Below are 17,582 nucleotides of genomic sequence, written 5' to 3'. Positions count from 1 at the left end.
GGGCTATCGGCCGTCTGCCGCCGCCTTATGTATACACTGAGGGTCGATGCTGACGAGGGGGAACGCCGTGCGAGCCAGCGACCGTGCCTACGCGACGCTGCTGGACGAGATCCAGTCCGGCGCCCTCGCGCCCGGCGCCGTGCTCGGTGAGGTGGAGCAGGCGACGCGTCTCGGCGTGAGTCGCACGCCCCTCCGCGAGGCCCTCAGCCGTCTCGCCGCCGACGGCCTGGTCGCACAGGCATCCGCCCGCGTCACCGTCGTCACGGCGATCGACGCCGATGACATCCGCGACCTGTTCCAGGTGCGGCGCGCGCTCGAGGAGACGGCGGCCCGGCTCGCCGCTCGTGACGGCCGGCCGGCGACCTTCGCGGGCCTCGCCGGGGAGTTCGCCGACATCGAGCGTCGAGGCGTCGGATCCAGCGGGGACGCCGACGGCTACTTCGCGCTCATCGCCCGCTTCGACGGAGCGCTGGATGCGGCCGTCGACAACGACTATCTGACCGCGGCGCTCCGCACCGTGCGGACCCACCTCGTCCGGGTGCGCCGGCTCGCCCGGGACAAGCCGGCACGGCTCGCCGCCTCCGTCGCCGAGCACCGCCTCATCGCCACGGCCATCGCGGAGCGCGACCCCGAGCTCGCCGCCTCCGCCACCCACGTCCATCTGCACAACGCCCTGACCTCGATCCTCGACTCCCTGGAGGCCCAGACATGACCGTCACCCAGCACGTCCGTGTGTACCGAAGCGACGAGCCCCTGCCGCGCGAGGAGCAGCTGGCCTACCGGATCGCGCAGGTCGCGGTCGATCCCGTCGACGTCGAGCCCGACGTCGTCGACATGATCGTCAACCGCATCATCGACAACGCGTCCGTCGCGGCCGCCTCGCTCACCCGCGGGCCGATCTGCTCGGCGCGTGCGCAGGCGCTCGCGCACCCCATCTCGACCGGCGGCGCCGGCGCGACCCTGTTCGGCGCGCCGAACGACGTGCGCACCAGCCCGGAGTGGGCGGCGTGGGCGAACGGCGTCGCCGTTCGCGAGCTGGACTATCACGACACCTTCCTCGCGGCGGAGTACTCGCACCCGGGCGACAACATCCCGCCGATCCTCGCGGTGGCGCAGCACGTCGGCGCCGACGGTGCGGCGCTGGTCCGCGCGCTGGCGACGGGCTACGAGATCCAGATCGACCTCGTCCGCGCGATCAGCCTGCACAAGCACAAGATCGACCACGTCGCCCACCTGGGCCCGTCGGCGGCGGCCGGCATCGGGACCCTGCTCGGCCTCGACGCCGACACCATCTCTCAGGCGGTCGCGCAGGCGCTGCACACCACCACCGCGACGCGGCAGTCGCGAAAGGGCGAGATCTCCACGTGGAAGGCGCACGCGCCCGCCTTCGCGGGCAAGATGGCCGTCGAGGCGGTCGACCGGGCGATGCGCGGACAGACCTCGCCGAGCCCGATCTACGAGGGCGAGGACGGCGTCATCGCGTGGCTCCTCGACGGCAAGGACGCCCGGTACGAGGTGCCGCTCCCCGCCGCCGGCGAGCCGAAGCGCGGCATCCTCGACTCGTACACGAAGGAGCACTCGGCCGAGTACCAGGCCCAGGCGTGGATCGATCTGGCGCGGAAGCTGGGCACCGCCCGTCCCGAGCTGCGCGACCCCGCGAACATCGCCTCGGTCGTCCTGCACACGAGCCACCACACGCACACCGTGATCGGGTCGGGCGCCGGCGATCCGCAGAAGTACGACCCGACGGCATCCCGCGAGACGCTCGACCACTCCATCCCGTACATCTTCGCGGTCGCGCTGCAGGACGGCGGCTGGCACCACATCGACTCCTACACGCCCGAGCGCGCCGCCCGGCCCGACACCGTCGAGCTGTGGCACAAGGTCACGACGGCGGAGGATGCCGAGTGGACGCGCCGGTACCACTCCGAGGACCCGGCCGAGAAGGCGTTCGGCGGTCGCGTCGAGATCACGCTGGCCGACGGCTCCACGGTGGTCGACGAGATCGCCGTCGCCGACGCGCACCCGCTCGGCGCCCGGCCGTTCGCCCGGGCGGACTACATCCGCAAGTTCACCCTGCTCGCCCAGCCCGTCCTCGAGTCGGACGAGATCGACCGGTTCCTCGAGCTCGTGCAGCGACTTCCGGAGCTCACCGCCGACGAGGTCCGCGAGCTCGACATCGTGGCGAGGACCGGTCTTCTCGAGGCGGCTCCCGCGCCGAAAGGCCTGTTCTGATGCTGTACTCCCAGACCCCGGCCATCGAGAAGCGGCGGCTGTTCCGCGAGCGGCTCGCGAGCGGCGAGCTGCTGCGGTTCCCGGGTGCGTTCAACCCGCTGTCCGCGCGCCTGATCGAGCGGAAGGGCTTCGAGGGCGTGTACATCTCGGGCGCCGTGCTGTCGGCCGACCTCGGCCTGCCCGACATCGGCCTCACGACGCTGACCGAGGTGGCCTCGCGAGGACAGCAGATCGCGCGGATGACCGAGCTGCCGGCCATCATCGACGCCGACACCGGCTTCGGCGAGCCGATGAACGTCGCCCGCACCGTGCAGACCCTCGAGGACGCCGGCATCGCCGGCACCCACATCGAGGACCAGGTCAATCCGAAGCGCTGCGGCCACCTCGACGGCAAAGCCGTCGTCGACGACGACACCGCCCTCAAACGCATCCGCGCCGCCGTCGATGCCCGCCGCGACCCGAACTTCCTCATCATGGCGCGCACCGACATCCGCGCCGTCGCGGGGCTGGATGCCGCCACCGAACGGGCACGCCGGCTCGTCGACGCCGGCGCCGACGCGATCTTCCCCGAGGCGATGCGCACGCTCGCGGAGTTCGACGCGATGCGGTCCGCCGTGGACGTGCCGATCCTCGCCAACATGACCGAGTTCGGCAAGAGCGACCTGTTCACGGTCGACCAGCTGCGCGATGTCGGCGTGAACATCGTCATCTGGCCGGTGTCGCTGCTGCGGATGGCGATGGGCGCGGCGGGTCGCGCGCTGGATACGCTGATCGATGAGGGGCACCTGACCTCGAGGCTCGGCGAGATGCAGCACCGCGCGGACCTGTACGACCTGATCGACTATGAGTCGTACAACCACTTCGACACGAACGTCTTCAACTTCGAGATCCCGAAGGAGTGACCATGAGCGAACCGGACATCAAGAAGGGCCTCGCCGGCGTCTACGCCGACGTCACGGCTGTCAGCAAGGTCGACCCCGAGACGAACTCCCTGGTGTACCGCGGCTACCCCGTGCAGGAGCTCGCCGCGACGCAGTCCTTTGAGGCGGTCGCCTTCCTCCTCTGGCGCGGCGAGCTGCCGACCGAGGAGCAGCTCGGCGAGCTCCGCGCCGTCGAGCGGGCGAACCGCGCGCTGCCGGATGACGTGCGCGCCTTCATCGACGCGATGCCGGTCGCGGCGCATCCGATGGACGAGGTGCGCACCGTCGTGAGTCTCCTCGGTGCGTTCGAGACGGCGGGGATCGACAACGTGCTCGACGCCGCCGGCACTCCGGCGGAGAACCTGGACCGCAGCATCCGCCTGTTCGCGGCGCTCCCCGCGGTCATCGCCTACGGGCAGCGGCGCCGGCACGGACTCGAGCCGATCGAGCCGCGCGAGGACCTCGACTACGCGGCGAACTTCCTCTGGATGACGTTCGGCGAGGAGCCGGATGCCGTCGTCGTCGACGCCTTCAACCGGTCGATGATCCTGTACGCCGAGCACTCCTTCAACGCGTCCACCTTCACCGCCCGTGTCATCACCTCGACGCTGAGCGACCTGTACTCGGCCGTCGTCGGGGCGATCGGAGCGCTCAAGGGCCCGCTGCACGGCGGCGCGAACGAGGCCGTCCTGCACATCTTCACCGAGATCGGGTCGGCCGAGAACGTGGTCCCGTGGCTCGACGACGCGCTCGCCGCGAAGCGGAAGATCATGGGCTTCGGCCATCGCGTGTACAAGCGCGGCGATTCACGCGTGCCGACGATGAGACAGGCACTCGACACGCTCGTGGAGCACTACGGCCGCCCCGACGTGGCCGAGCTGTACGACGCGCTCGAGTCCGAGTTCGTCGCGCGCAAGGGCATCTACCCGAACCTGGACTATCCCTCCGGTCCGGCGTACAGCCTCATGGGCTTCGACACGCTGACGTTCACGCCGCTGTTCATCGCGGCGCGCATCACCGGCTGGACGGCGCACATTATGGAGCAGCAGGCGTCCAACGCGCTGATCCGACCGCTCGCGGCCTACGACGGTCCCGACGAGCGGCACATCGAGGGCTATGTCCCGGATGCCGCCGAGGTCGACGCCATCGAGCGCCCCGAGGAGGCGGCGGGCTGACGCGGCTCCGCCCGCCCGGACGAGCACGGCCCGCCACCCGAGGGTGGCGGGCCGTGCTCGTGAGCGGTGGGGCTCAGGCCGCCTGACGGCGACGACGCATCAGGATCGCACCGAGCGCCACGAGCAGACCGGCGCCCGCCAGCAGTGCGCCGAGCGGTCCCGCGTCGCCTCCCGAGCTCGCGAGCTCGCCGTCCGGCGTGACCGTGACGGCGACGCGGATGTCGTCCTCGCCCGGTGTCTCGAGGACGAGCGTGTGCTCCCCGGGCTCGAGGTCGCGGGGAATCGAGACCGTGAAGACGATCCGACCGGCGGCATCCGCCGCCGGGATGCCTGCCACGACGATCGGCTCGCTGTGCAGCGTCGCGCCGACGCGCTGGCCCGGCACGAGGTCCGACAGCGTCACCCGCAGCGCGCCGCCCTGCCGGACGCTGTCGGCGCTCAGCTCGACGGTCGCCCAGCTGTCACCCGCGTCGTCCCCGCCGGTCTGCGGCGGGTCGGTCGGCTCGGGCTCACCCGGCGTCCCAGGCTCACCGGGCTCACCCGGGGTCCCGGGCTCACCGGGCTCACCCGGCGTCCCAGGCTCACCGGGTTCGGCGACGACGGCCCGGCCCAGCGGTGCCGGGTCGACCACGTCGCGCGCGGCGAAGTACGCGACGGACGCCGCCAGGTCGACCTGACCGGTGTCGGTGCGGTCGGTGCCCTCGGCGAAGGACGCGAAGTTGTCGCCACCCCCCGCCAGGAACGAGTTGGTGACCACCGTCACCGGGTCGTCGGCCGTGAGCGCGGCTCCGTCGAGGGTCATGACGCCGATCCGTTCGCCGCGGGCGGCGTCGGGGTCGTACTCGTACGCGAAGCCCTCGGACACGCCCAGGTGCAGCTTGGGCCGTGACGAGCCGGCGGGCTGCCACTGCTCCTCGAGCACCGCCTTCAGCTGCGCGCCGGTGAGGGTGACGGTGACGAGCGTGTTGGCGAACGGCTGCACGTTCGCCACGTCCCGGTAGCTCTGCGTGCCGTCGTCGCCGAACAGCAGGTCGGCGCGGAGCCCGCCGGGGTTCATGATCCCGATCTGCGCCGGCGTGCCCGCATAGTCCTCGTTCGACGCCGCCCACAGGTACATGTCGGCGACCAGGTTGCCGAGCGATGACTCGACCCCGCGGTCCGAGCCTGCGGTGCCGCCGCGGAGGATGTCCGCGCTGATCTCGCCGACGGGCACGGCACCGGCCTCGGCGGCGACCGCGACGGCCTCGGCGACGAGAGCCGCGACCTGCGGGTCGGCGTCGAACGCGGCCGCGCCGTCCTCGACGAGCGGGACGACCGAGCCCGCGATGGAGACGAGCGATCCGCTCGCGCGGTCGACGGAGATGTCGAGCTTGCCGAGCGTGGTCCCGTACTGATGCGCCTGGACGACCGGGCGCCCGGCGACCTCGCACGCGTACTCCTGATGGGTGTGCCCCGACACGATCGCGTCGACCTCGTCGGATGCCTCCCGCACGAGCCGGCCGAACTCCGTCGCCTCGGTGGCGATGGCCTCGCACGAGTCCACGGCGGAACCCTCGTGCGTCAGCAGGACGATGACGTCCGTCTCGTCCGCGATCTGCGCCGCGACGCGATCCACGGCCTCCCGCTGATCGCCGAAGTCGAGACCGGCGATCCCGTCGGGACTCACCATCGCGGCGGTCTGCTCGGTGACCGTGCCGATGAACCCGACGCGCACGCCGTCGACCTCTTGGATCGCGTACTCGCGCAGCGCCGGGGTCGTGGTGCCCTTCCGGTACACGTTCGCGCCGAGACCGAACCGGTCGCCGCCGAATCGGGGGAGCACCCGGTCGGTCAGGTCGGCGAAGCCGCCGTCGAACTCGTGGTTCCCGACGGCGCCGAGGTCGAGTCCGGCCGCCGTCAGCGCGTCGATGGTCGGCTCGTCCTGCTGGATGAAGGACGTGAACGTCGAGGCGCCGATGTTGTCGCCCCCCGACACGAACAGCGTGTTCGGATTCGCGGCCTCGAACGCGTCGACGGCGCCGGCGATGACGGCGGCCCCCGCTTCGCCGTTCGCGAGATTCTGCTCGAGACGGCCGTGGAAGTCGTTGATCGTCAGGACGTCGATCTCGATCGGGGCGAGTGCGTCCTCGATCCGGAACAGGGTCGTCGTCCCGGACACCTCGTTGCCGACGGCGAGCAGGGGGACGCCGGTCGGGGACTCCGCCGCGGGGATGAAGGCGACGCTCTCGGGTCCCAGGTCGCCGGCACGCGACAGGTCGCCGCCGTCCTCGACCGACTCGGCGAAGTCCCGGTTGTTGACGTACGTGACGAACGAGGCGGATGCCGGGTCGGTGATGTCGTAGGCGGCGATGCCGCCCACGCGCTCGAGCCCGACGAACGCGTACGTCCGCCCGCTCAGCGTGCCGATCGTGACGGCTTCCGGCTCGGGGCCCTTGTCGTCGCTGCGCCCCTCGGCGCCGGATTCGGAGTGGTTCGAGTTGAAGAAGTCCGGGGCGGCGTCCGCGGTGACCTTCTCGAGGCTCGAGCCGGAGTCCCAGACGAGGTCGCCGGTGGTCGTCCAGATGGAGATCGACCGGCCGCCGAAGGCGTACAGCTCCTCGTAGCAGGTGCCCGCCTCGTCGAGCCCGTCGGCGGTGGTGACCGTGAGGCGGCCGAGGTCGGCGTCGCCCGTCAGCCCGGCCAGCGGGCTGTCGGCGCAGACGGGGGCCAGGCCCTTCTTGCCGAGATCCTTCACGCGTGCCGGCTCGACGTAATCGCCCCATTCGCGGGCGTCGCCCTCGTTCGCGGTGACGAGGTACGTCGTGCCGTCCACGGTGTAGGAGTCGATCGCATCCGGCATGTAGATGCCGTTGAGGCCGTCGTAGCTGCGCAGCCGGTACCCGCCGTCACGGTCGCTCGCGTCGAGGGCGTTGCCCGCGAGACCCAGATCCTTGAACCCCAGCGCGTGGATGTCGGTGACGGTCGCGCGGGCGAGGTCGACGACGGCGATGGCGTTCGCCTCCTGGAGCGTCGCATAGGCCGTGCCGCCGACGACGGTGATGTACTCCGGCTCGAGGTTGCGGCTCACCGGTGCGTCGTCGCCGTGCGGGGTGGGGCCGAAGATGCGGACGTCGTCCTCGAGGGCGCCGGGCGCCTCGAACGCGCCGAAGCCGGCGGTGCGCACGTCGCCGTCGCCGGGTGCCGCTCGGCCGGAGGGCAGGGTGATCACCGAGATCGACCCCTCCGGGTCGACGCTGAAGTCGTCTGCCGGCTCGCCCTCGTTCGCCACGACCGCGTAGCGCCCGTCGTCGGTGATCGTGACCATGTCGGGGAGGGACCCGACGCTCACGGCGCCGAGGACGGCGGCGTCGGCGCTGCCGGCATCCGCGTCGAAGAACACGAGCCGGCCGGCCGCCGTCTTGTCGTCGGCCTCGAGCGCGATGGCGCCGAGGCCGTCCTCGCGGATGGCGACGGAGTTCGCGACACCGCGTGCGGCGATCGAGAACAGCTTGGCGGGGGCGGCCGGGTCGCTGGTGTCGAGGACGTCCACGACGCCGGCCTTCGCGTTGACGACGAACAGGCGGTCCCCGTGCGCCTGGACGATCTCGGCGGCGGACTCGTCGAACACGCCCGTCTCGTACGAGCCGATCGGCGTCAGCTCGAGGGCCGCGGACGGCGCGGACACCGTGACCGGGTCGGCCGTCACGGCCGCCGTCGCGGCGGGGGCGACGGCGACGGCCAGGGTGCAGGTGAGAGCGGTCGCCGCGCCGAGCGCGACGACCCTGCGGAAGGCATGCGGAAGCATCGGATTCCTCTGGTCGGGATGAGTGCGCGATGTGCGCTCACCCGTCCTATCCAGGCCGGATGACGCGCGCGTGACCGTCGGTGGCCGACCGGTGAACGGCACGTGACGGATCGATGCCGGCCTGCCGACGCGCTCCCGGGGGATCCGGGATGCCACCGGGCAGCACGTCTGCGAGCATGAGGGCATGACGGACTACGCGACCATCCTGACCGAGACGCGCGGGCGCGTCGGCTGGATCACCCTCAACCGCCCCGAGGCGCTCAACGCGCTGAACGCCCAGGTCATGCACGACGTCGTCGCGGCAGCGGAGGCCTTCGACGCCGACCAGGGCATCGGCGCCATCGTCCTCACCGGCGGCGAGCGGGCGTTCGCCGCCGGAGCCGACATCAAGGAGATGGCGGACCTCACCGGACCCGAGATGGTCATGAGCGACCACTTCGGCCAGTGGCACCGGTTCGCCGCTGTGCGCACTCCGGTGATCGCGGCCGTCGCCGGCTACGCCCTGGGCGGCGGCTGCGAGCTGGCGATGATGTGCGACATCATCCTCGCGGCCGAGACGGCGGCTTTCGGGCAGCCCGAGATCACCCTCGGCGTCATCCCCGGCATGGGCGGCACGCAGCGTCTCGTCCGGGCGATCGGGCCGTACAAGGCGGCCGATCTCATCCTCACGGGTCGCCGGATGGATGCCGCCGAGGCGGAACGCGCCGGTCTCGTGTCACGGGTGGTCCCCGCCGACCAGCTCCTCGCCGAGGCCCAGCAGACGGCGGACGCGATCGCCTCGAAGTCGCTGCCGTCGCTGTACGCCGCGACCGCGGCGCTCGACGCCGCGCAGGAGTCGAGCCTCGCCGAAGGCCTCCGATTCGAGCGCGCCGTGTTCGCGGGACTGTTCGACACGGCCGACCAGAAGGAGGGCATGGCCGCCTTCCGCGAGAAGCGGACCGCGAGGTTCACACACCGCTGAGCCCCAGCCGGCCGGCCGGCGGCGGCCCCCGCCGCGGATAGGCTTCTCGGGAAGGGCGGTGTCATGACGGCGGACGCGACGACGTCGGCATCCCCGGCGGAGGAATCACCGCACCGGGAGCCGGGGAGACCAGGCGACGCGGTGATCCCCGCGCGCGATCCGCTCTCGGTCGGCGCCGTCCACGCCCGCTTCGCCGACGCGATCGCCGCATCCGGGATGGATCTGGACGACGCGCAGCGGGCCGCCGTCGAGGCGATCCTCGCCGCTGACCGCGTCGACCTCTACCTGCACGGACCCGTCGGCCGCGGCAAGTCCCTGCTCGCCGAGCTGTACCTTGCCGCCCTGGACGTCGAGGGGGCGACGAGGCTGCACCTGAACGAGCTGTTCCGTCTGCTGCAGGCCGAGATCGCGCGGGACTGGAAGACACCCGCCGTCGTCCTCCGTCGCCTGCTCGAGGGCACCGGCGCGCTGCTCATCGACGAGTTCCACGTTCACGACGTCGCAGACGCCGTCTACCTCTCCGCGCTCCTGCAGGTCGCCACGGAGGACGACATCGTGCTCGTCACGACGTCGAACTACTCCCCGGCCGACCTGCTGCCCGACCCGCAGCACCACCACCGCTTCGCCCCGGCCATCGCGCAGATCCAGGCACGCGCCACGATCGTGGCGGTGGGTGAAGGTCCCGATCACCGCGCGCAGGGGCACGAGACGCGACGGCGCTTCGCGTCGGGATCCTGGCGGGCTGCCCCGGAGGCGCTGCCGGTCACGGGCGAAGTCGTCGGCGGCGACCGGTCGGCGCCGGCCCGGCTCGACGCGAGCGGCATCCCGCTGCACGCCCGCCGCGTCGACGGCCGACGCGTCGTGTTCACGTTCGCGCAGCTCTGCGAGTCCGAGGTCGGGGTGCGGGAGTACCAGTGGCTGGCTGACCGCTTCGACGCCCTGGAGCTGCACGAGGTCCCCGATCTCGGCGGCGTGCGCACCGAGCCGCTGATGCGCCTCACGACCCTCGTCGACGTGCTGTACGACCGGGACGTGCGATTGGACGTCATCGCGGCGGGGCCCTTCGCGCGGCTGGCCGAGGCCGCCCGGGTCCCGGTGGACGCAGCCCGAACCCTCAGCCGGCTCGGCGCACTGCGCGGCTGACTGCTCCCACCGTTCGGACCTGTCCGTCCCGTGGCCGACGGTCACTGGCGAGCTCGCCCCGTCCGGGTGCGCGAGGGAGCGGGCGACGCCCCCCGCACGAACGCTCACCCGGTCGCGGCCCTCGTGAGAACGGATGCCGGCGGCCCGAAGCGCTCGCCGTACGCGTCGGCCAGCTCACGCGCCCGGGCGGCGAAGCCGGCGACCCCGCCGGCGTACTGGTCGACGTAGCGCACGGCCCCTCCCGTCCACGCGGGGAAGCGCGCGCCCTGCAGCGATCCGACGTTCGCCTCTGCCGCGGAGGCGACCCGGCCCGCGTCGACGTCGGCGATCGCCGCGAAAGCCGCGGCGAACAGCATCCGGTCCTGCAGGTCCGCCAGCGGGATCCGGTGAGGCGCCGAGCCGTAGCGCTCGCGGAGGCCGGGCCATATCCGTGCGGGTTCCCCGGAGTCGTCGCGGTCGTAGAAGCCGGCCCCGCCGGCGTGCCCATCGCGCCCGGCATCGTCCCGCATCCAGGTGATGACGGCGTCGGCCGGATGCTCTCGCGACGAGCGGCGGAGCTCATCGAGTCCGAGATCGTCCGCCAGCCGCAGCGGGCCGCTCCGGAATCCGGCCTGCCGGGCGGCCTGCTCCACGGATGCCGGTTCGGCGCCGTCGGCGACAGCCGCGATGCCTTCACGGACGAACGCCCGGACGATGCGGTCGGCCAGCTCCGCGGGGACGGGGTGGCCGCTGCGTGCGACGGCCTGCGCGTCGAAGAAGGCGTCGATCATGTTCTTCGCGGCGGGGGTGTGCGACAGCTGCACGAAGTATCGCGTCTCGATCAGCGACGCCGTCGCGAAATCCACGTACGCCCCCTCGACGGCTGCCGCCATCGCTGCGCGGGGAGCCGGCGACGGGGCCCCGCCCAGGTGGGCGCGAAGGAGGGCCGGCAGCACCGGCAGCATCCCGGCCACCGGAGGTGAGGAGATCGCCCCGCCGGGCAGCGAGAACCCCGGCTCGTCCCACGGTTTCACCGGGGCGGGATGGGAGGCGATCCAGGCGCGTGCCCGCGCCGGGAGCTCCTCCGCCGGTGCGATCTCGTCGACGATCCCGACGGCCAGCGCCTCCGCGGCACTGAACGCGCGGGCGGGCAGGATGACATCCTGCAGCGCCCGCTGCAGCCCCCGCATCCGGACGAGTCGCGTGATGCCGCCGCCGCCGGGGAGCAGTCCGAGAGAGACCTCCGGCAGCCCGAAGCGGGCTCCGTCGACGTCCGAGGCGGCGATGCGGTGGTGAGTGGCCAAGGCGAGCTCGAGGCCGCCGCCGAGGGCGGTGCCGGCGAGGGTCGCGACGACCGGCTTCCCGAGTCGCTCGAGACGGCGCAGGAGCGATTTCATCCCCTCGAGCTCGGCGGTCTCGGCCGCGGCCCGGGACGGGTCGGCCGCACGCAGCCGGGTGAGGTCGCCGCCGGCGAACCAGGTCTTCTTCGCCGATGCGAGGATCACGCCGGCGAGGCGGGTCCTCTCCGCCTCGAGGCGGTCGACCGTCGCGGCGAACGAGGTCGCGAAGTGATCGTTCATCGTGTTGACCGCGCTGCCGGGGTCGTCGAGGGTGATGGTGACGATCCCGTCCGCGTCCTGCTCCCAGGCGTACCCGGCGACGCCCCGCTCGCTCACGACTGTCCTCCGTCGCGTTCGATGATGGTCGCGATGCCCATCCCGCCGCCCACGCACAGCGTCGCGAGGCCGCGCCGCAGATCGCGGCGCTCGAGCTCGTCGAGAAGCGTCCCCAGGATCATGGCGCCCGTCGCTCCCAGCGGATGCCCCATCGCGATCGCCCCGCCGTTGACGTTCACCCTGTCGTCGGGGATCCCGAGGTCCCGCTGCCACTTCAGGACGACGGCCGCGAACGCCTCGTTGAGCTCGAACAGATCGATGTCGTCGACGGTCAGGCCCGCCCGATCCAGCACTTTGCGGGTGGCGGGCGTCGGCCCGGTGAGCATGATCGTGGGTTCCGACCCGGTGACGGCGGTCGCGACGATGCGCGCCCGCGGGACGAGCCCGGCCTTCTCGCCCGCGGCCGCCGACCCGACGACGACGAGGGCGGCGCCGTCGACGATCCCCGACGAGTTGCCCGGGCCGTGGACGTGGTCGATGCGCTCCACCCAGTGGTACTTCTGCAGCGCGACGGCGTCGTACCCCGCCTCGGCGCCGAGCGTGCGGAAGCTCGCGGGGAGCTCGCCCAGCGACGCGACGGTGGAGCCCGGTCGCCGGTGCTCGTCGGTGTCGAGGATGACCACCCCGTTCGGATCGGTGACGGGCACGATCGAGCGATCGAAGCGGCCCTCTCGCCACGCGGCATCCGCCCGCTCCTGCGAGCGGGCCGCGTAGGCGTCGACGTCGGCGCGGCTGAAGCCCTCCGTCGTCGCGATCAGGTCGGCGCCGATCCCCTGCGGCACGAAGTAGGTGTCGTAGTTGGTGGTGGGGTCCTGGGCGTGGGCGCCGCCGTCCGATCCGAGCGGCACCCGCGACATCGACTCGACACCGCCCGCGAGGACGAGGTCCTCGAAGCCGGACGCCACCTTCTGGGCAGCGAGGTTCACCGCCTCGAGCCCGGACGCGCAGAAGCGGTTCACCTGAACGCCCGGGACCGTCTCGGGCAGGCCCGCGACGAGCGCCGCCGTGCGGGCGATGTCACCGCCCTGCTCGCCCACCGGGGACACGACGCCCAGCACGACGTCGTCGACGTCCGCGGCATCCAGTCCCGGGTTGCGCCGGAGCACGGCATCGATGAGGGTCACCACGAGATCGACGGGCTTCGTGCCGTGCAGGGCGCCGCCCCTGTTCCTGCCTCGCGGCGTGCGTACGGCGTCGTAGATGTATGCGTCGGTCATTCGCGGTCTCCCTCGTCCTCCTGCACCGTCGCAAACGTCGCGGCCGTCGTCAACCGCCGGAGCGGAACCCGGTCCCGTTCGCTCTCGGACCCCGTCGCATCGGGCCCCCGCCGTGCGCAGGGCCGTCCCCCGGCCTGGCGCCGCACGCGCAGGTGCGCAGGTGCGCACATCCGCCGACCTAGACTCGGGGGGAATGTCGAGGAGGAGTCAATGAAGATCGTCGTCCTGGTGAAGGAAGTCCCGGACACGTACGGTGACCGCCGGCTGGACCTGGAAACGGGTCTGGCGGACCGCGGAGCATCCGAGCGTGTGCTGGATGAGATCGGCGAGCGGGCGCTCGAGGTCGCGCTGTCGTACGCCGACACGCACGACGGCACCGAGGTCGTCGTCATGTCGATGGCGCCCGAGGCCGCCGCGGCATCCGTGCGCAAGGGGCTCGCGATGGGTGCCGGATCCGCCGTCCAGATCGTCGATGACGCGCTCGCGGGGGCCGACCTGGGCGTGACCGCCCGGGTGCTGTGCGCGGCGCTGCAGCGCACCGGCTTCGACCTCGTGATCGCCGGCAACCTGTCCACCGACGGCTCCGGCGGTGTGCTGCCGGCGATGCTCGCCGAGCACCTCCGGGTGCCGCATGCGACGGCGCTCGCCGAGATCGGGATCTCCGAGGGCACCGTCACCGGGACGCGTGCGACGGATGCCGGAACCGCCGTCGTCTCCGCCCCGCTGCCCGCCGTCGTGTCGATCACCGAGGCGCTGCCCGATGCGCGGTTCCCGAACTTCAAGGGGATCATGGCGGCCAAGAAGAAGCCGTTCGAGATCCTGTCGCTGGCCGACCTCGGCGTCGAGATCGACCCGGCCACCGCGCCGCAGTCGATCCTCACCGCCGTGAACGAGAAGCCGGCACGGGCTGCCGGCGTGAAGATCGTCGACGAGGGGGATGCCGGCGAGAAGCTCGCGGCCTTTCTGCTCGAGAACCGACTGGCCTGAGGAGCGCACCATGACTGATTTCGCTGCAGATTCGATCCTCGTCCACCTCGACGTGATGCCGTCGGGTGAGCTCGCCAAGTCGGCTGCGGGCCTGCTCGGCGCCGCGGCGCAGGTGGGCACGCCGGTCGCGCTCATCGTCGTCGGCGAGGAGCGTCGCGACGCCGTCGTCGCCGCCGCGGGGGAGCTGGGTGCGGCCGTCGTCCTGACGACCGGACTGAACGGCGCCGACACCGCGCTGACCGTCCCGGTCGTGGACGCGCTGGCTGCGGCATCCGCCCTCGTCACGCCCGATGCGGTGCTGATCTCGAACTCCATCGAGGGACGGGACGTCGCCGGCCGCTTCGCGGTGCGCTCGTCGTCGGCGCTCTGCGTCGACGCGGTGGGCGTGGCCCGCGACGCCGAGGGCGTGCTCGCCGAGCATTCCGTCTACGGCGGCGCGTACACCTCGATCAGTGCGCCGACGTTCGGCGCCGCCGTCATCACGATCCGGCAGGGCGCGATCGATGCCCGCGCCGAGGCGGTCGCGTCGCCCGTCGTTGTGCCGCTCGATGTCGCGGCGTCCGGGCTTCCGGCCGCGACCATCGAATCGTTCGACGAGGCCGTGGCGACGTCGTCCCGGCCCGAGCTCCGGGGTGCCGGCAAGGTCGTCTCGGGCGGCCGCGGGCTCGGATCGAAGGAGAAGTTCGCCCTCGTCGAGGACCTCGCGGACACGCTCGGCGCGGCCGTCGGTGCCTCCCGCGCCGCCGTGGACGCCGGCTACGTGCCGTACTCGTATCAGGTCGGCCAGACCGGCGTCTCCGTCGCCCCTCAGCTGTACATCGCCCTCGGCATCTCCGGGGCGATCCAGCACCGGGCCGGCATGCAGACGGCGAAGACGATCGTCGCGGTGAACAAGGATGGAGATGCGCCGATCTTCGACATCGCCGACTTCGGCGTCGTCGGTGACGTCTTCACGGTCGTCCCGCAGCTGATCGCGGCGCTCGAAGCCGGAAAGAAGTAGGGAACATATGGCGACGTACGCACGCACGGTGCGCCGCGGTCTACCGCGCACGGCTGGCGGCGACCCCTGGCCTGCCGCGGGAGACGCTCCGGCCGACGCGGATGCCGCGGCGTCGCGCGGTGCGGATGCGGTGGCTGCCGCCGGTGCGGATGCCGTGGCAGACGCCGGTGCGGCTGCGGCAGCCGAGGACGCCGCTGCGGCCGCGCCGGGCGCCGGGGCAGTGGATGCCGGTGCGGCGGCGTCGGCTGCGGGTACGGACGTCGGAGCGCCTTCGGCTGGGCCGGACGTCGGAGCGCCCTCGCCGGCGTCGGATGCCGATGCTCCTTCGGACGTCGGCCTTCAGGACACCGACGGCGAACCGGTCCCCGGTGTCCCCGCTCCTGTGGGGGCGACCGTGCGACGCGGCCTGCCGCGGGTCGCAGGCGGGGAGCCGTGGCCGCCGGCATCCGTCGCTCCTGCCGCCCCGGGCGTCGACGCGCCTCGCGCGGATGCTCCCTCCCTCACCCCGCACGCCGCCGCCGAGACGGTCGTGTCCGCTCCGCCGCACCAGGATGCGGAGGCGGCATCTCCGGGCCCTCAGGCCGGCGCCGACGTCGATGCCGAGCGGCCTGCGCCCGTCGCCAAGGCCGTTCGCGGCGGCGATGCCTCCGGTGGAACGCTCCGTCGCGGCCTGCCGCGCGAGTCCGGTGGAGCGCCCTGGCCCCCCGCCGGTGTTGGGGCGGCGTCGGCCGAGCCGGTGTCGGCGACGCCGAGTGCGGAGGTCGTCCCGGCAGCCGTCCCGGCGCCGTCCGTCGCCGCCGGCGTCGCCGAACCCGTCGCGGCCGAGCCCGCCGCGCGGGACGCCGACCCCGCGCACGGCGCCGCTGCTGCGGCAGCCGAGACCGCCCGCGACTCCGGCGCGGTCGCCGAGCCCCCTGCCCCGGCGTCTCCCATCACCGGGATCGGCCCGTCGAGCGGGATCGCAGCCGCGGTGCCCGCCGTCCCCGCGCCGTCCGGCACCGATGCCGCCGCTGCGGCGACGGCATCCGCTCCTCCGCTCGCACCGCTGCGGGAGCGTGCGCTCGCGCACGCCGGTGTCGCGCGCACGCCCGTCGCGCGGCCCGAACCCGACCGGATCGGACCGTTCACCAAGGCGCAGTGGGCGGGCGTCGTGGTCATCGGCGGCGGCGCGATCCTGTTCGGCGCCGCGATGGCCGTCCTGGCCGTCCGCTGGCTGCTGAGTCTCGAGCCGCTGCAGGACTTCGTCACCACCTACCCCGGCGAGTACCACCTGCCCGAGACCGCACCGGTGGGCTTCCCCGCGTGGGTCGGCTGGCAGCACTTCTTCAACGCGTTCCTGATGGTCCTCGTCATCCGCACCGGTCTGCAGGTGCGGCACGAGAAGCGGCCGAGCGCGTTCTGGACGTCGAAGAAGCACCGCAAGCGCAAGATGAGCCTCACCCTGTGGCTGCACCAGGCGCTCGACGTGCTGTGGCTCGCGAACGGCGTCGTCTTCGTGGTCCTGCTGTTCGTCACGGGACAGTGGATGCGGATCATCCCGACGTCGTGGGAGGTGTTCCCCAACGTCGTGTCGGCGGCGCTGCAGTACGTCTCGCTCGACTGGCCGACGGAGAACGGCTGGGTGAACTACAACGCGCTGCAGCAGATCACGTACTTCACGACGGTGTTCATCGCGGCACCGGTCGCCGCGATCACCGGGTACCGGATGAGCGCCGTGTGGCCGAAGAACGCCGCGAAGCTGAACCAGCTGTTCCCCGTCGAGTGGGCGCGCAGGCTGCACTTCCCGACGATGCTCTACTTCGTCGTGTTCATCGTGATCCACGTCGCCCTGGTGCTGTCGACGGGAGCGCTGCGGAACCTCAACCACATGTACGCCGCGCAGGGCTCGGTCGACCCGGATGCCTACGCCGACAACTGGACCGGGTTCTGGATGTTCGCGCTCTCGCTCGCCGTCACCGTGGGCGCGTATGTCGCGGCGAGGCCGATCGTCGTCGCCCCGATCGCGCGCCTGTTCGGCAACGTCAGCGGCCGCTGACCCAGGCCCGTCGGTCCGGGCCCCGTCGGCGCGGACCGACTCTCGGGTCTCGGATCTCGGCCCCGGACGGGACGGTCGGCCGCCGGAATCCGGATGCGGCTGCACGACCGGTGGTGCCGGCGTGGCCTCAGCCGGCGCCAGAGGCGTCACCCGCACCGCCGGTCGTGCGTCCGTATCGCCGCTCAGTGGCCGTGCCGGGCGGGAGCGGCGGGGCCGGACCGGGTGTCGGGTGCCGGCCGGACGGATGCCAGTGCCGACCGGCGGGCGGCCCCGGCCGCGGCAACCGGGTACGGCTGCACGACCGGTGGTGCCGGCGTGGCCTCAGCCGGCGCCGCAGGCCTCACCCGCACCGCCGGTCGTGCGGCCGTATCGGCCCGGCCTCGGCGCACCTGTCCGCCGGCATCCATCGTCATCGCGGCCCTCGCCATCCGGCTCTCGCGCTGCGGGCCGGCGTCTCCGCCGACGAGCAG

12 protein-coding genes and 1 pseudogene are annotated in these 17,582 nt (G+C 72.6%); 9 read left to right on the top strand and 4 right to left on the bottom strand.

Annotated elements, in window-relative coordinates; translation table 11 throughout:
- The first annotated feature begins 67 nt into the window (after positions 1-67).
- Genes AB3M83_RS00065 through AB3M83_RS00050 form a run of 4 tightly spaced genes read left to right on the top strand, consistent with a single transcriptional unit; the run spans position 68 to position 4,330 of the window.
- A complete protein-coding gene (locus AB3M83_RS00065) occupies positions 68-712 on the top strand; it encodes a GntR family transcriptional regulator (protein WP_412945946.1) in 645 nt (214 codons plus the stop codon).
- Complete coding sequence (locus tag AB3M83_RS00060) at positions 709-2,235, top strand: MmgE/PrpD family protein (protein ID WP_412944301.1); 1,527 nt, start codon at positions 709-711, stop codon at positions 2,233-2,235. Before AB3M83_RS00065 ends, AB3M83_RS00060 begins: the two co-directional genes overlap by 4 nt.
- The gene (prpB, locus tag AB3M83_RS00055) at positions 2,235-3,137 is read left to right on the top strand and encodes a methylisocitrate lyase (RefSeq protein ID WP_412944300.1); all 903 of its coding nucleotides are present in this window, start codon (positions 2,235-2,237) and stop codon (positions 3,135-3,137) included. Before AB3M83_RS00060 ends, prpB begins: the two co-directional genes overlap by 1 nt.
- Positions 3,138-3,139: 2 nt before the next feature.
- Positions 3,140-4,330 (top strand): bifunctional 2-methylcitrate synthase/citrate synthase, encoded by a 1,191-nt coding sequence (locus AB3M83_RS00050; protein ID WP_412944299.1) that lies wholly within the window; start codon positions 3,140-3,142, stop codon positions 4,328-4,330.
- 73 nt (positions 4,331-4,403) lie between these two features.
- On the opposite strand, the gene AB3M83_RS00045 is transcribed toward AB3M83_RS00050, so the two are convergent.
- Positions 4,404-8,114: a choice-of-anchor I family protein gene (locus tag AB3M83_RS00045; RefSeq protein ID WP_412944298.1), complete on the bottom strand. Its 3,711-nt coding sequence runs from the start codon at positions 8,112-8,114 to the stop codon at positions 4,404-4,406.
- A gap of 184 nt (positions 8,115-8,298) precedes the next feature.
- Here AB3M83_RS00045 and AB3M83_RS00040 point away from each other — a divergent pair, with 184 nt between their 5' ends.
- The gene (locus AB3M83_RS00040; RefSeq protein WP_412944297.1) at positions 8,299-9,075 is read left to right on the top strand and encodes an enoyl-CoA hydratase-related protein; all 777 of its coding nucleotides are present in this window, start codon (positions 8,299-8,301) and stop codon (positions 9,073-9,075) included.
- 141 nt (positions 9,076-9,216) lie between these two features.
- Positions 9,217-10,218, top strand: a complete 1,002-nt coding sequence (zapE, locus tag AB3M83_RS00035; RefSeq protein WP_412944296.1) for a cell division protein ZapE — start codon at positions 9,217-9,219, stop codon at positions 10,216-10,218.
- A 104-nt stretch (positions 10,219-10,322) separates the two neighbouring features.
- Here the strand turns inward: zapE and AB3M83_RS00030 are convergent, their stop codons facing one another.
- Positions 10,323-11,873, bottom strand: a complete 1,551-nt coding sequence (locus AB3M83_RS00030; protein WP_412944295.1) for an enoyl-CoA hydratase-related protein — start codon at positions 11,871-11,873, stop codon at positions 10,323-10,325.
- Positions 11,870-13,090 (bottom strand): acetyl-CoA C-acetyltransferase, encoded by a 1,221-nt coding sequence (locus AB3M83_RS00025; RefSeq protein WP_412944294.1) that lies wholly within the window; start codon positions 13,088-13,090, stop codon positions 11,870-11,872. The genes AB3M83_RS00030 and AB3M83_RS00025 overlap by 4 nt, the downstream gene beginning before the upstream one ends.
- Positions 13,091-13,300: 210 nt before the next feature.
- On the opposite strand from AB3M83_RS00025, the gene AB3M83_RS00020 reads away from it, so the two are divergent.
- From AB3M83_RS00020 to AB3M83_RS00010, 3 genes are read left to right on the top strand one after another with little or no spacing between them, the layout of a single operon-like run.
- The gene (locus tag AB3M83_RS00020) at positions 13,301-14,077 is read left to right on the top strand and encodes an electron transfer flavoprotein subunit beta/FixA family protein (protein ID WP_412944293.1); all 777 of its coding nucleotides are present in this window, start codon (positions 13,301-13,303) and stop codon (positions 14,075-14,077) included.
- 10 nt (positions 14,078-14,087) lie between these two features.
- Complete coding sequence (locus AB3M83_RS00015; RefSeq protein WP_412944292.1) at positions 14,088-15,077, top strand: electron transfer flavoprotein subunit alpha/FixB family protein; 990 nt, start codon at positions 14,088-14,090, stop codon at positions 15,075-15,077.
- Between the two features lie 7 nt (positions 15,078-15,084).
- On the top strand, positions 15,085-17,112 hold the full coding sequence (locus AB3M83_RS00010; RefSeq protein ID WP_412944291.1) for a cytochrome b/b6 domain-containing protein: 2,028 nt from the start codon (positions 15,085-15,087) through the stop codon (positions 17,110-17,112).
- A gap of 182 nt (positions 17,113-17,294) precedes the next feature.
- Here the strand turns inward: AB3M83_RS00010 and AB3M83_RS00005 are convergent.
- Positions 17,295-17,582 (bottom strand): annotated as a pseudogene (locus AB3M83_RS00005) (hypothetical protein); the annotation flags it as partial.

Origin of the sequence: Microbacterium pasadenense (assembly GCF_047246565.1) — a bacterium.
In the GTDB taxonomy this organism is placed as follows: Bacteria; Actinomycetota; Actinomycetes; order Actinomycetales; family Microbacteriaceae; genus Microbacterium.
This window is presented reverse-complemented; position numbering and strand designations above follow the sequence as displayed.

What these genes read in the sequence shown, in the direction of transcription:
- AB3M83_RS00060 (WP_412944301.1), top strand. Translation starts at nt 709, where the DNA reads ATGACCGTCACCCAGCACGTCCGTGTGTACCGAAGCGACGAGCCCCTG.
- prpB (WP_412944300.1), top strand. Translation starts at nt 2,235, where the DNA reads ATGCTGTACTCCCAGACCCCGGCCATCGAGAAGCGGCGGCTGTTCCGC.
- AB3M83_RS00050 (WP_412944299.1), top strand. Translation starts at nt 3,140, where the DNA reads ATGAGCGAACCGGACATCAAGAAGGGCCTCGCCGGCGTCTACGCCGAC.
- AB3M83_RS00045 (WP_412944298.1), bottom strand. Translation starts at nt 8,114, where the DNA reads ATGCTTCCGCATGCCTTCCGCAGGGTCGTCGCGCTCGGCGCGGCGACC.
- AB3M83_RS00040 (WP_412944297.1), top strand. Translation starts at nt 8,299, where the DNA reads ATGACGGACTACGCGACCATCCTGACCGAGACGCGCGGGCGCGTCGGC.
- AB3M83_RS00025 (WP_412944294.1), bottom strand. Translation starts at nt 13,090, where the DNA reads ATGACCGACGCATACATCTACGACGCCGTACGCACGCCGCGAGGCAGG.
- AB3M83_RS00020 (WP_412944293.1), top strand. Translation starts at nt 13,301, where the DNA reads ATGAAGATCGTCGTCCTGGTGAAGGAAGTCCCGGACACGTACGGTGAC.
- AB3M83_RS00015 (WP_412944292.1), top strand. Translation starts at nt 14,088, where the DNA reads ATGACTGATTTCGCTGCAGATTCGATCCTCGTCCACCTCGACGTGATG.
- AB3M83_RS00010 (WP_412944291.1), top strand. Translation starts at nt 15,085, where the DNA reads ATGGCGACGTACGCACGCACGGTGCGCCGCGGTCTACCGCGCACGGCT.